This window comes from Ignisphaera sp. (genome assembly GCA_038831005.1).
Lineage (GTDB): Archaea > Thermoproteota > Thermoprotei_A > Sulfolobales > Ignisphaeraceae > Ignisphaera.
In genome coordinates this window covers 1-14664 of the sequence record JAWBKZ010000008.1, presented here as the reverse complement: position 1 = coordinate 14664, position 14664 = coordinate 1, and the positions used below count along the sequence as shown (strand labels likewise).

Sequence of the window (14664 nt, the reverse complement as noted above, 5' to 3'; positions counted from 1 at the left end):
CCTAGACATCCATCACCTAGTAATCATACTTAAAGAGATTTATAATAGTTAATGAACACATGATTCACCAAAACAAAATGATTTTAAAAAATAATATTGTGTTAACGTTTACCTAATCTAGTTGCACCAAAATATGTCCCAACAATACATATAATAGCAACTACAACTACAATACCTGCAACAGTACCCCATGGAACCTCAGTTACAGTTTCTTTAACAGTTTCTTTAACAGTTTCTACAACTCTTACAGTTACAGTTTCTTTAACAGTTTCTTTAACAGATACCGTTATGGTGACAGTACCAGGCACTGGAGTTGGTGAAGGAGTTGGTGAAGGAGTTGGTGAAGGAGTTGGTGAAGGAGTTGGTGAAGGAGTTACAGTTGATGACTTTAGTTTAAGTAGTGTTAGTACGCCACCATGTTGCCATTGACCATTCCAAATAGTTGGAACACCATATGGATCTTCTTCATTTGGCCATCCTGTCCAGTATTTTGTTGATGCTAGGAACCAGTATCCGTTGTACCATAGTGGTAGTGCAGGCATTTCTTCGAGCAGTATTTCCTGTATTTGTCTAAGTATGTTAGCGATTTGGGCTTCTTGATCTGGTGGTGTTCTTCCTAACTGGTATATCAAGTCGTTTAGCTTCGGGTTATAGTATCTTCCATGGCTACCGGTCCATATACCTGGTGTTGCGTTGTATGCCCAGTAGTATAGACTGTATGGTAGTGGTGTTGCGAATGATCCAAAGTTGTTTATAGCTGCATCAAATGTAGCTTTATCTATTTCCTCTATGTATTTACCGAAGTCTGGGAATATAGCTTCAGCATATATACCTACGGCTCTTAGATCTTCTGCTATATTGATTATGGCGAACATCCAGTCTGTCCATCCATATGGAACTATGATCTTTATACTTATTGGTGTACCATCAGGCATATCCCTCCATCCATCTCCATTTTTATCCTTGTATCCAGCTTCATCTAAGATCTGTTTAGCTTTCTCTGGGTTGTATCTGTAGTCGTATCTTGCTAGAAGATCTTTTGCAAGATATTTCTCCCAGTATGGTAGAAGTCCAACAGGATTAGATGGCATAACAACACCTTCAAATGCTGCAGATATTATCTTATCAACGTTTATTGCATAGTACATAGCTCTTCTGAATTTCGCATCATCGAAGGGCTTCTTCTGTGTATTGACGAAGAGGAATGCTACGTTAGCAGATAGGTAGTAAGGTTCTTTGCTATAGTATGATACTGCTAAACCTCTCTTAATCATGTCGGGTCCTCCAGGTATATAGAAGCAGCTCCAGTCTAGTTCTCCAGCTCCAAGCATATTGGCTGCTACTTGATTGCTATAGACAACAACACCCTTTATGTACTTAGGTTGAGGTAGCCCAAATACTGCTTTACCCCACCAGTTATCAACTCTCTCTAGAATGAAATGATCATCAGCTACAGAGTAGACTTTATACATTCCGCTTCCAACAAGTTTTCTAGGATCTTTATCTGGAGCAACAGCAGTCCATTTAGCGAGATCTGTAAGTTCATCTCCATATTGATTCACATAGCTTTCATAGAAGTGTTTTGGTAGTATGGGTGCAGAGTATAGCTGGAAGAGGAAGTCTGCATAGTTAGCTGTATCTGGATTGAGTTTGAATCTAACTGTTTTAGAATCTACTACCACGACATCATCTATATAGTTTCTTACACCAGCCCATGAGGCTGTTGTAACTTTTCTTGGAACATCATAGAATGTGAATCTAACATCTTCTGCTGTAACATCTCTACCGTCCCACCATTTTGCTTCTGTCCTAATCTTTATCTCAACTTCTGTAGCTGAAATCCATTTAGGTAGTTCTGCGGCTATCCATGGATACCATCTCTCAGCTTCAGACTTAATGGGTATCCATAGATAGAGAGGCTCATATATTAATCCAACTACACCTGATACAGAACCTCCATAATTGAATGGATTGAACTTTTTAGGAGGCTCCCAATAGGCTCCACCTATAACGAGCATCTGCTCTCTTGGTGGCATCTGTGCGTTTAGAGTGGATATACATGGTAATAGTACTGCTATGGCTACAGCTAATGTTAACATCAATGCAGTAATCCTATTCCTAATTTTGACATCCATATACAACACCGGTTCTGTAATTATACAACGTTTGGATGGGTTTATAAATTTTAATAAAAGTTATAAACCGCACATATAAATATAAGCTATAGAGCTATAATCTTCATAGCGTAGCAACATGCATAAACATGTTTAGAGAGCACGGAACCCCAATTTTAGGGGAGAGGTATGAGTGTTTTAGAGTTTCCAGAGAGGTTCAGATGGGGTGTGTCTGAATCTGGATTCCAGTTTGAAATGGGTGATGAGTATAGAAGGTATCTAGATGTAAATACTGATTGGTGGCATTGGGTTAGAGATCCTGTAAATATATCCATGAAGCTGGTGAGTGGGGATCTTCCTGAAGATGGCGTAAACTATCTGGAGCTCTATAAAGTAGATCACGAGATTGCTGAACACATGAGGCTGAACCTATATAGGTTAGGTATTGAGTGGAGCAGGGTATTTCCTTTTTCTACGAAATTTGTAGAAGTTGATGTAGAGTTTGATGGATATGGTATAGTTAGAGATGTTAAGGTAACTGATGAAGTCCTTAATCAATTGGATGAGTTGGCAGATCATAATGCAATAGACATTTATAGAAACATTATACTGGACCTTAGGAGCAGGGGATTCAAAGTAATACTGAATCTCTCGCATTTCACTTTCCCCTACTGGATACATAACCCCATTAGAGCCAGAGCTAGTTGTTTAAACAAGGGTCCTCGTGGAGTTGTAGAAGATAGTTTTCCAATAGAGTTCGCAAAATTTGCTGCTTATGTTGCATGGAAATTCGGAGATATTGTTGATATGTGGGTTACATTTAATGAGCCTATGGTTCCAGTAGAACTTGGGTATATGGGGACTTATAGTGGTTTTCCACCTGGTGTTAATAGACCAGATATCGTACCTAAAGCTTTACTAAATATCGCTGTAGCTCATGCTCTAGCATACAGGGTTATCAAGAGATTCGATACCGTTAAAGCTGATGAGGATTCTAGTTCTTCTGCAGAAGTAGGTATTGTTCACAACATAATTCCTTCACATACTGTAGGCGATGAAGAATCTAGTAGAGCTAGTGAGCATTACTCGTATTTTCATAACCATTTGCTACTGGAAGCTATAGTTCATGGAAGATTTGATGAAGTGTTAGATGGTAAAACAATATTAAATCCTAAGGTGCTTGGACATTCTCTTGACTGGCTCGGCATAAACTACTATACAAGAATTGTTGTAAGGAGACGACCGGGTAGATTTGAAGGTTATCCTATTCTGGATTTCGAGGCTGTAAGTGGATATGGATATGCGTGTATACCTTATGGGCTTTCGAAAGCAGGTAGGAAGTGTGATGGGATGGGATGGGAGATGTATCCGGAAGGGCTTTTAGAAGCTCTTGATGTAGGGCGTAGATGTAGTAGCGTAATATATGTAACTGAGAATGGTGTATCCGACTCTAAAGATATTCTCAGGCCATCGTATCTGGTAAACCATTTATATGTCATTCTATTGGCTGTAGAGAGGGGAATAGATGTTAAAGGTTATCTTCATTGGGCACTTACAGACAACTACGAATGGACTCACGGCTTTAAACAGAAGTTCGGTTTATATGAAGTAGATCTGATTACTAAAGAGAGAAGAGCCAGGCATTCTGCCAATATTTACAAACAGATAGTGACGAGTAATTCAATACCTAGAGACTATCTAAGGCATCTAATCAATATGGGTGATAGAAGATGAAGACAATAGCTGTAGATGAAGAGACTTGGAGAAAGCTTAGAGAGCTTAAGGATAAAATGGGATGTCAATCGTTCAATGAATTAATAAACGAGCTCATCAAGAGATGGCATATGAATGTAGCTAGAGAAAACATAGAGAGAATAAGTATAGACATAGATCCTGAAGAAGCTACAGCGTTCTTCAGACAGATAAAGCGTAAGCAAGGTAGCAATCGTTGAACCTCAGTATAGAGGATATTCTTGAAAAATTCGAGCTCTTAGTTGATGCACCAGCTTTAGCACTACTGCACAGTAGTGAGTACAAGAATCTGGTTCCACTTATATTAGCTAAAACAAAAATACATGTCTCAATATTATCGCTCATAGATTTTTTAGCCTATCTCTACTACATTAAGAGAATTAACTCACAAATACAAGTCATAGATGTTTTGAAACAGATATACGATATAGTGAATGTAGATGATAGAATAGTCAGTAAAGTAGCATTAATGAAGAGCGATCTACTTCATCACTCAATAAATCCCGATAATGTTGATCTGATAAATGTAGCTATAGCTCTAGAGAAAGGATACATACTAGTTGCAGCAGATCCAGCTGATTATGAAATCTACAGAAGATACGGCCTCATGGTGATGAGTGTAGAAGAACTTGTGAGTAAGGTTAGAGAACTTGTGATCAGCGAAAGTAGCAAAAGATAGAAATAGATACAAAGAGATATATAAGCTATGTAATTCGGTCTACAGTAATAATTTCTTCTTTGTATTAGATAAGTTTCTGAAGTGGTGGAATAGAGTTGGATGTAGTTGTTATGGCTGGTGGTAGAGGTTCAAGATTGGGTGGTTTAAAGAAGCCTTTTCTAAAGGTATGTGGTAAGAGGTTAATAGATATTGCTGTAGAGGTGGCTAAAGGTGTCAAAGAGAGGAGGAAGGTGTATATTTGTTTAAGAGCAGAAGATGTTCATAATGTTGAGGATAGTGATGATATTGAGGTTGTTATATGTCCTGGAGCAGGTTATGTTTACGATCTAGACTTTATTCTGAATAAAGTGTCTTTCCCTGTACTTATTCTACCATCAGATATGCCTTTCCTATCAATAGGTATTGTTGAGGAGTTCCTGGCTAAGGCAATAAAGTGTGAAGCAGATGTTGTTACATTGATGGTTTGTAGAGATAGTGTTTGTAGAGAGTCTGGTATATCGTTTTTCAGGAGATCTAGTGGGAACTGGATGAATATATATTTTGAAGAGGTTAAGGAGCTAAGAGATATAGATACATATGAAGATCTTGAGTGGGCTAGAGAGATATGCGTATCCATGGAGGAGATAGAGAAGCGAGAATAGATTTTAGTTCTAATCTTAATCCTCTAGGACCTCCACAAATAGTCTATAGCATTATAGATAGATGTGTTAGGAATAGAGTTCTTGATAAGTATCCAGACTATAGTTATAGAGATCTACGCAGAGCTCTAGCTAGATTCTATAGATGTAGAGAAGAAAATGTGCTACCTACAGCAGGAGCTGGAGAGGCAGTGAATCTCACACTAATTGCAGTTAGACCAAGAACTGTAGTTGTTCTAGAGCCTTCTTATGGTGAATATGAAGATGTATCCCATGTTCTTGGTATAGAGTATCGTAGCGTATTTTATAGAAGAGATGGCTCGAGATTCTATCTAGATCTATCACATCTAGATGAAGCATGTCTCGATGAGGATACACTCATAATTGTGACTAATCCCAATAATCCTTTAGGCATCTATATAGACAAAAATGTTCTTATTCCATATCTCTCTAGATGTAGAGCTAGAGTTCTAGTAGATGAAGCTTATATAGAGCTTTGTAGTAGATGCTCTATAGAGGTAGGGCATGATCTTCCCAAGAACATTATTTTTGTGAGATCTCTAACTAAATGGCTCTCTCTACCAGGCATTAGACTAGGTTTTCTGTATACAGAAGATGATGAACTGTATAGGAAGATAGATATAGTTAGACAGCCGTGGAATGTAAATAGCTTAGCAGAGTGTTTAGCTCTGGGTTTAGTTGAATACGAGAACGAATTTAAGGAATTTATAGAGTATTCACGAAGGTATATAGAGAATGAGAAGAAGAGAGTTAGTAGAAAGCTTATAGATATGGGTCTAACTGTATTTGAAAGCGATACTAATTTCATTCTAGTTGAAGTTGGGGGAGGCGACCGTATATCTAGAGATCTTCGGAAGAAAGGTATAGCTGTAAGAAGCTGCACTAGTTTCAAAGGTCTTGGACCTAGCTTCATTAGGATGGCTATAAGGCAAGCTAAAGAAAACGATGAGTTACTCGATATACTCAGTAAGGAGATAGCTCTTGGTTAAAGTATTGAAGAACTTTTTCGCACTTTTATCCTTTTTAACACCAATACCTTTACCACATAGGTTGAGATCTAATACTCTTGTTTTTGGATCTCTATACCTTCTCCCGATTATTGGTTTGATACGTGGATTATTCACTATTCTCCCACTCTATATACTATATATAGTAGATATAGATGCACCTTTTCTAGCGACGTTTACGGTAATAGCTATGCACTATATTATGCAGGGATTTCTACATGTAGATGGTTTTATAGATTTCTCAGAAGCTGTCTTGGCATATAGATTTGGTGTAGATGCGTATAGAGTTGTTAAAGATAGGTATAGAGGTTCTTACGCAATAGCGATATTCGTGCTATTTGTTTTAGGACTATATTCATCGATACTTAGCATCTTGATCAAGACAAGACCAGATATATCAATAGTTTTGATTATTTCTGCTGAAGTATGGTCTATAGTTTCCATGCCTACACTATCTTATCTAGGTAGAGAACCTCCAGAAGGTATAGGTAGAGTATTCAAGCATAGTGTCAGAGACATAGATGTGTTTCTCGGTATAGCTATAGCAGTTGCTTTAACTATAGCCCTTATGTTCTCTATACACACTACAGTAGTTCCATTAATCATGTTACTAGCTGTTGCTTTCATTATTGCTGTAATCTCTACCTATGTGTTATCCAGTAAGGTTCTGGGTTTCGTTAATGGCGATGTGCTGGGCTTTGTATCTGAGCTATGCTATCTAATGGTTATGACTATACATGTTATAGGTGTAGATCTATGGATCTGGATTGGATTCTCCCTAGAGATATAGTGGAGTTCTCTTCAATACTCTTAGGCGCTCTTATACTTGATTTTCTCTACCCATACCACAGCGGGATAATGTACAAGATACATCCTGTACACACATCGTATAGATTCGTCATGATTCTCTACAAAAAGCTTCCGAAGAATAGGTTAATGGGTGTAGCTCTATGGATTGCCACAGTCTTTATCCATACAGCTCTATATATGTTTGTTCTCTATGTGTTTAACTCTATACATAGAGTTCTCTGGATATTATTCTCTATATATCTCTTGAAGGTCTCTCTATCACTAAAACTGCTTCTAGACTATGTTAAAGCTGTTTATCTACATCTTAAGAATAGAGATATAGTGCATGCTCGAAAAACTGTCTCAAATATCGTTAGAAGAAATGTTGAAAATCTTTATGAAGGCCACATAGCTTCAGCCGCTATAGAGTCTCTGTTTGAGAGTCTTGTAGACGGATTTACATCACCACTATTCTTCTACCTCTTTCTAGGCTGCATAGGAGCATTAATCCAGAGGTTAGCTAATACAATGGATTCTGCAGTAGGTTATAGAGAGCCTATGTTTAAGGATATAGGATGGTTTTCAGCAAAAGTAGATACATTCCTCAATTTTGTTCCAGCAAGATTAACTGCACTAATTACGCTAGCTTTATGTTCTATTGTTGGTGGATCTATTCGAAGAAGTTGGTACATATATTTAAGAGATAGAAGATCTACAGAAAGCATAAATGCTGGAAACCCTATGGCGGCTACAGCTGGATGTCTAGGTGTTAAGCTTGAAAAGATTGAGAGCTATACTATAGGTAGAGAATTTCATTTACCAACACATATCGATATACTAAAAGCTGTAAAACTCTCTATCTATGTATCTATAGTCTATGTAGTTGTTCTACATCTCTTGGCGTTATCTGTACATCATCTTATATACTTAGCTAACATATAGTGATAGATCATGTTAACAATTCTGAGGTAGCGTAAAATGCCAATAAAGAGATATAGAATCCAGGAGAATCCATGTATTGATTGTCTTGCTGATCTAGTTCTACTCTACATAGATGATGTTGTTCCTCACGAAGATATCGACCCTATACATAGTTCTAGAGTTCTAGGCTCAATAAGTGTTGATGGAGCTTTAAGGAAGCCTATTATTGTGGAAAAGAACAGGCTTATAGTTATCGATGGTCATCATAGACTTAATGCTCTAAAATTTCTTGGTATAAAAGTAGTTCCAGCTTATTTAGCTGACTACAGAGATGTAGATGATGTTGGTGGATGGATGTATATTGGGTCAAGTAGATTGATAGACTATAGATCTGTGGTAAAGACTGTAGAAGAGCTAGAGTCTATGGTTAAGAGAGGTAGCGATGAAATGATGGTTAAGGTGGGTGATATAATGATGGTTTTGAATATTGATAGAATTGATGTTTATCTAGCGTTTAAAGAACTTGGTTCCTCAAATACGTTATTCGATATGGTTAAGATTCCTATAAACATAGATAAATGTTATTATTCAGATATATGTGTATTGATGCCAAAACTAGAGCCAGAAGATATCTATAGAGTTGCTACAAAAAGTGAGACTTTTCCTCCTAGAACAACATACCACAAGACCTATCTCAAGAATCTCTACGTAATCTATCCCTTAAAGCTTCTCCAAAAGCTTGGTGTCTGAATATGTATGTAGCTTTTCTATCTGGAGGCAAGGATTCCTACTACGCTGTCTATCGATATGGTAGAAAAGTGGATCTAGGTATAGTGCTTGTATACGAGTTTCCGAGACCAAGTCCACATCTACTCAACATAGGTAAATCTATTGAGACACTTCTTCTAGCCGAAATACCGGTTACTGTGGCAAGGCTTACTAGAGGTAGAGAGTTTATGGAGACAGTTGATCTGCTTAAGAAGCTTCAGGTAGATGTTATAGTTGCTGGAGATGTGTATGTTGATGAGCATCTGAACTATATGGAGAAACTCGCTAAAGAAGTAGGAGCAACACTTGTTGAACCTCTATGGGGTTTAGATTCTCTTGATCTTCTCTATAGAGAGCTCAATGATGGTGTAAAACCACTCATAATAGGGTGTATAGAGAGTTTAAGTGAATGGCTTGGTGTAGAACTAGGTAAAAGTAATGTCGATCTATTTGTCGAAAAAGCGCTAAAAATAGGTGTAGATCCTCTAGGAGAAAAAGGCGAATACCATACAGTAGTTTTAACAGGACCACTCCACAGATCTACTCTCGGCTACAAGACTATAGGATCTGAAAGCTATGGTAGCTACATTATCTTGAGGCTGATCTAATGAGAGTCTCCATGCCCTGCAGTATATATGTAGAGAAGATGTTCAATGTGCTGGTGGAATCTGTAGAGAAGTATAGATGTGATTGTATTGCTTTAAGTGGTGGAATAGACACATCACTAGTGCTTTTAGCAAGTATATCAGCTGGCTATAAGCCTAGAGGCTATACGGCTGTATATAGACAAGGTCTTCCGAAAGATCTTGTATATGTAAACCATATAGCTAAGCTCTTCAATATAGATGTTAAGTACATCTATATAGATCAAGGAGATATCGATAATCTGGTGAGCAGTGTTATTGGGTGTATAGGTAGGGATAGAATTGACTCGCATAGAGATGGTGGATGTATAGAGATCAGAAACGATATAGTTTTCTATTCAGTACTTAGAGAAGCCAAAAGAGATGGATGTAGATGTATCTATACAGGAAGTGGTGGAGATGAGGTTTTCGCTGGCTATAGCTTTCTATTAAAACTTGTTGAAAAAGAACTTGAGGAAACCATTAACAGGTTAGCTTATAGTAGATACCCAGAGCTAGAAATAGCAAAGTGTATAGGTGTAAAGGCTGTAGCCCTACTCCTAGATAGAGAAGTACTGGATATAGCGTTCAAGATACCGATAAATTGTTTGAGATCAGAGAAAATGCAGGGAAAAGAAATCTTGAGAGAGATACTAAGGTCAAGAGATCTACATGTTATCAGTCAGAGAATAAAGACGCCAGCTGAAGATGGTGCAGGAACTGTATCTATATGCAGATCTATATACGATTACTAGAACCAATTGAATCTAAAGACATGGTTATGTATTATCCATAACCCATTCTATTGAAGTACTGATTAAAACAAATACACGTAGTTTGGCTTAGCCAACCATCATAGCGACATACATTGAGGTAGAAATATATAGCTGTAAATCAGTATATTAGTCCAGTAGTTTGTGGCACATATCTAGAGGTGAATGTTGTGTCTCTGAAGATGTTTTTCCTGGTCATGGTCATTATATTCATAGTGAGTTGGCTTCTAGGCTCTTTTGCTACACTATATCTCGTGATGTTTGAGCCAAACGAGCTTCAAACAGTAAATGATATGATCAAGCAAGCTTACGGAGATATCCCTATAGAATTCTATAGCATTGATACAGCTTTCTATATATTTAGAAGGAACCTACTAGTTGCGGCCATATCTATAGCCTCAGGTCTACTTGTATTTATTCCCGGCGCAATAGTTTTTGCCAATGGGTTTATTGTAGGTATGGTGATAATGTTGGTTATTATGACTGGAGGCTCACCACTCCTAGGCTTTGTAGCTATAGCTCCTCACGGTGTTTTCGAACTTCCAGCAATACTCATGGCGTCAGCTTTTGGAACTAAGCTCGGTATAGACTTCTGGAAATATGTATTTAAAAGAAATAGAGAAGATATAGCTAAAACATTGAAGATTCTTCCAAAAATAATCCTGATAATTGTTCTACTACTCTTAGTCGCCAGCTTCATAGAATCCTTCATAACACCATATATAGTTTCTAGCCTCATTGACTAAGTATGTCCATCCAAGTTTCCGCAAATCACTACATATCATATCATACGAAAAAACAGTTTATTGATATGATATGTTTCTCGGTCATGGATAGATAATGTGTAGAACATTGTTCGATCTAGTGTCTCTAAATTTTATAAATTCTGTAGAAAGAATTCCAGATATGTGATCGGTATGAGGAAAAACGCGGTATTAATGGTTGTAGCAATTGTAGTCATCTTAGGTATAGCATTGTTTGGTATATACAATATCATTATATCACCAGGTCGGCAAGAAACATCTGAAGTTAAACAGCTTAAGCCTATATCCTTGAAGATTATGTCTACATGGAGTCAATGGGGTTGTGACGATTTTAATAGATACTTTTTCGCTGAAAGCGGTATGCCTAGAGTGGGTGTAGTACTTCCTTCTGCATCAATGAGGCTGAATATAACGAATATATCATTTATAAGGATTGAAGATCCAAAAGTATGGAAAGCTGCAGGCATTAATGGAAGTGTAGATGGATTTATAGGACAGAACAGATACAACATAACTATTCTATGTAGAGAAGGAGCTCTACACCCAATAGACGATCCAGAAATCCTTGCATTAGCTAGAGATGTACCAGAACTCCTCAAGGGGTATACAGATGATGGCAGATTGTGCTGGATTGCAATGTTCTTTGTACCATACACATGGTTAGTTAACACTGATTACGCTAACAAATACGGATTAGAGGTACCGAGTTCATGGATAGACTTGATCAAACCTGAATACGTTGCAGTAATAACTAAAGGAGGGAACGTTGTAGCAGCCTATCCTGTAACTAATAGAGCACCAATGATGAATACAGTTAATACACTTCTATCGAAGTACGGTTGGGAGAAAGGCTGGACATTGATATCCGTGATCTTTGGTTCTATCTCAAGACTTGAGACAGGTACTCGTCAAGCGAGAGACTCTATATCTTTTGGAAAAGCATTACTCACTGTTCTGGAGTTTGGTGACGCATATACAGCTTACTCTATGTTTCCCGATAAACTCCGGATAATATTTCCCAGGAATGAGACAGGATTCTGGTTCACACCTATAGCTATAGCTGCTAGAACTACTGATGATGGTCTAGAAGGCATGTATAGACTAATCAGATGGGTTTTGACAGAAGCACAAGATAAGATGTTCCTAAACAGAACTGGATGGAGTTTCTACATACCGGTTCTAGGATACAACAATACAAACCCCAGGATAATCTATAGGGATCCAGCTATAACGAATCTTTATGCATCGCCAGTAAATATGGAGCTTGTGCTGGGTGAAGCAGCACCAGCTATAGCTCTTTACGGAGACACAATTATAGCAGATCAAGATGTTAGAGAACTGCTAAGGATAGTCGTGAACCGTATTGTAGAGAAGTACATTAACAGAGAGATAGTTCTCGAAGAATATTACAGGTATCTCGATATGGTGGGTCAGCCTGTAGAATTCATAGATCCTCTAACAGGTGGCAAAACAGTATTTACGCTAGATAAAGCACGTGAACTTGGTAATGCCATTCGCAACAATAGTGTAGATATAGAAAAGCTTAGGAGCACATTTAAAGACGCTATCATCAGTAAACTCAATATATTGATTCAGAACCTGGGCTAGCATCTTTCATTACTATCTATCCTCTTGTTCATCTCATCTAGATTTTTACGGTATGCTAAATAAATTTTTAAGCTTACAATAAGGAGTATATAAGTAAATAAACCAGACCGGGTGGATCCTTTGATCTCAAGAAACAAACACCTGGTGTATCTCTTCATCTTAATGATGTTATTAAGCACAGCTCTTGCTATAGCGAATACACACATAAATGCGCAAAGAGCAAGACGTGAAGAGTCTCTAGTTATAGGAAACATAGGTGCACCAACACTAAACTGGAACATCTTTGCTCCTGGAGGCACGGGTGGTATGGAGTGGGGTGCCTGGCATATTCTATACCCATCAGTAGCTATTCAGAATACATTAACCCAGGACTGGCTCTTATTCCTTATAGATAAGATAGAATTCAATGGAGACGAAATCACTATAACGCTACACATAAGGGATGAAGCTCGCTGGAGCGATGGAACACCCATAACTAGTAGAGACATAATAGAGGGTTACCAGTTAAGCAGACAAGTAGGTGCTGGTCTATGGGGAGACTGGTGTATATATAACTACGAGGTAATCGATAATAAAACACTAAAGTACTACATAGCTAGATCACCAGGTGAAGAACCTCCACCAAGAGAGGAAATAGTTATGGATTGGCTTGGAGGCCCTATAGGATGCGTACTATTCATAAGACCAGTACCGGTACATATCTTCAAACCTCTTATTGATGAAATGGGCGAAGGCATGAGAGTTCAGTGGAGAAATGATGACCCAGATAAACAGGTCGTTAGTGGACCCTACAAACTTTATTTCGCAGATGCTACTCAGGTTGTATATGAGAGAATAGATAATTGGTGGGGTAAAGATATCTTTGGTCTTCCTGCAGCTAAGTATCTAACATTCATATACTATAAAGATGTTACAGTAGCAGTATCAGCTTTAACCAGAGGCGATATAGATGCTTTAGGTATTATAGGTGGTGGAGCAGGAGTATTTGTACCTAATGTTGATGAACTTAAAACAAAGTATGGTATAAAGACATGGTCTGATGTACAGCCATACTTCATACCTGGAGCAAGTTTCTGGCTATATCTCAACCTCAATCTACCTATCTTCCAGAGAGTCGAGGTAAGAAGAGCTATTGCCTGGGCTATACCGTGGGAAGATATTACTGAATATGGTTTATTAGGATTAGTAAAACAGGCACCTGTTGTTGGATTTGTTGCTGAAGGTGTATACGAAGATTATGTGAATCGTGAAGCATGTCAAAAGTATTGGGGAACACCAGACTGTCTACTTAAGCAAGATCTAGCTAAAGCAAGAGGTATGCTTGATGCTGCAGGAATTGTTGATAGAGATAAAGATGGTGTTAGAGAACTTCCAGATGGAACATCCTTGAGATTCACAATACTAGTGTCTGCAGGAGCTGTTCTTGAGAACAACATAGCTTCACTTATATCTGATGCACTAAAAGATATAGGTATACAAGTAGCAGTACAAGCTGTTGACTATAGAGTTTGGTGGGAAAGCTTCTCCAACGGTAGATTCGAAGCAACATTGTGTTGGAGTGCTGGAGCATATGAAGTAGGCCATGTTAGAAACTCTTATGGAAATGCTCTATACTCTCCATGGGGCAACATGGCTAGATGGATAGGCTATACAAACGATAGGTTGAACGCATTATTTGAAGAAATGATGAGATCACTAATAGATCCTGAACGTGAAAAAGAGCTGGCCTACGCTATCCAAGAGATACTATTCGAAGATCTACCATCAATACCATTATTCTATACACCAGTATTCTGGATATACAACAATAAATACTGGGATGGATGGCCAAATGCACAGAGACCATGGTGGCTACCATCATGGTGGGGTAGTGTACCTGTGGTATTCTTCTTAACACCAACAGGAAAACCAATTGAAAAACCATGGTGGTTAGCGCCAGTAGAAGAAGGAGGAGCCCTCATATCTATGAAAAAGTATAACGAATATCTAAGAAGGACAATATATGAAGCAAAAAGCTTCAGAATAGAATCAGGTAGACCAGTACTAACAACAACACCAACAACAACTCCTTCACCAACACCAACAACACCAACAACAACTCCTTCACCAACACCAACAACACCAACAACAACTCCTTCACCAACACCAACAACACCAACAACAACTCCTTCACCAACACCAACAACACCAACAACAACTCCTTCACC

At 38.1% G+C, this 14664-nt stretch carries 14 protein-coding genes; 13 read left to right on the top strand and 1 reads right to left on the bottom strand.

The annotated features are described in order from the left end of the window. Positions 1 to 101 precede the first annotated feature (101 nt). Positions 102 to 2135 (bottom strand): ABC transporter substrate-binding protein, encoded by a 2034-nt coding sequence (locus tag QXK50_08450; protein ID MEM2009178.1) that lies wholly within the window; start codon positions 2133 to 2135, stop codon positions 102 to 104. A gap of 168 nt (positions 2136 to 2303) precedes the next feature. On the opposite strand from QXK50_08450, the gene bgaS reads away from it, so the two are divergent. The 13 genes from bgaS to QXK50_08385 all read left to right on the top strand — a co-directional run. After that, positions 2304 to 3848 carry a beta-galactosidase BgaS gene (bgaS, locus tag QXK50_08445; protein ID MEM2009177.1) on the top strand — a complete coding sequence of 515 codons (1545 nt, stop codon included), beginning with the start codon at positions 2304 to 2306 and terminating at the stop codon, positions 3846 to 3848. Further along, entirely contained in the window at positions 3845 to 4066 is a 222-nt protein-coding gene (locus QXK50_08440) for a ribbon-helix-helix protein, CopG family (GenBank protein ID MEM2009176.1), read from the top strand. The genes bgaS and QXK50_08440 overlap by 4 nt, the downstream gene beginning before the upstream one ends. After that, positions 4063 to 4545 carry a hypothetical protein gene (locus tag QXK50_08435; protein MEM2009175.1) on the top strand — a complete coding sequence of 161 codons (483 nt, stop codon included), beginning with the start codon at positions 4063 to 4065 and terminating at the stop codon, positions 4543 to 4545. The genes QXK50_08440 and QXK50_08435 overlap by 4 nt, the downstream gene beginning before the upstream one ends. A gap of 95 nt (positions 4546 to 4640) precedes the next feature. Then, a complete protein-coding gene (locus QXK50_08430) occupies positions 4641 to 5186 on the top strand; it encodes an NTP transferase domain-containing protein (protein MEM2009174.1) in 546 nt (181 codons plus the stop codon). Further along, positions 5150 to 6193 carry an aminotransferase class I/II-fold pyridoxal phosphate-dependent enzyme gene (locus tag QXK50_08425; protein MEM2009173.1) on the top strand — a complete coding sequence of 348 codons (1044 nt, stop codon included), beginning with the start codon at positions 5150 to 5152 and terminating at the stop codon, positions 6191 to 6193. Before QXK50_08430 ends, QXK50_08425 begins: the two co-directional genes overlap by 37 nt. Continuing rightward, positions 6186 to 7001, top strand: a complete 816-nt coding sequence (locus QXK50_08420; GenBank protein MEM2009172.1) for an adenosylcobinamide-GDP ribazoletransferase — start codon at positions 6186 to 6188, stop codon at positions 6999 to 7001. The genes QXK50_08425 and QXK50_08420 overlap by 8 nt, the downstream gene beginning before the upstream one ends. Further along, a complete protein-coding gene (locus tag QXK50_08415) occupies positions 6968 to 7942 on the top strand; it encodes a cobalamin biosynthesis protein (GenBank protein ID MEM2009171.1) in 975 nt (324 codons plus the stop codon). Before QXK50_08420 ends, QXK50_08415 begins: the two co-directional genes overlap by 34 nt. A gap of 36 nt (positions 7943 to 7978) precedes the next feature. Continuing rightward, the gene (locus tag QXK50_08410; protein ID MEM2009170.1) at positions 7979 to 8671 is read left to right on the top strand and encodes a ParB N-terminal domain-containing protein; all 693 of its coding nucleotides are present in this window, start codon (positions 7979 to 7981) and stop codon (positions 8669 to 8671) included. A 2-nt stretch (positions 8672 to 8673) separates the two neighbouring features. After that, positions 8674 to 9297, top strand: coding sequence for an ATPase (locus QXK50_08405; protein ID MEM2009169.1), 624 nt, complete (start codon positions 8674 to 8676; stop codon positions 9295 to 9297). Then, on the top strand, positions 9297 to 10067 hold the full coding sequence (locus QXK50_08400; GenBank protein MEM2009168.1) for an asparagine synthase-related protein: 771 nt from the start codon (positions 9297 to 9299) through the stop codon (positions 10065 to 10067). The genes QXK50_08405 and QXK50_08400 overlap by 1 nt, the downstream gene beginning before the upstream one ends. A 188-nt stretch (positions 10068 to 10255) precedes the next feature. Further along, complete coding sequence (locus QXK50_08395) at positions 10256 to 10831, top strand: stage II sporulation protein M (protein ID MEM2009167.1); 576 nt, start codon at positions 10256 to 10258, stop codon at positions 10829 to 10831. Between the two features lie 171 nt (positions 10832 to 11002). Then, entirely contained in the window at positions 11003 to 12457 is a 1455-nt protein-coding gene (locus QXK50_08390; GenBank protein ID MEM2009166.1) for an ABC transporter substrate-binding protein, read from the top strand. Positions 12458 to 12577: 120 nt separating this feature from the next. Beyond that, positions 12578 to 14664 (top strand): ABC transporter substrate-binding protein (locus QXK50_08385; protein MEM2009165.1); only part of this gene is annotated, 2087 nt, incomplete at its 3' end.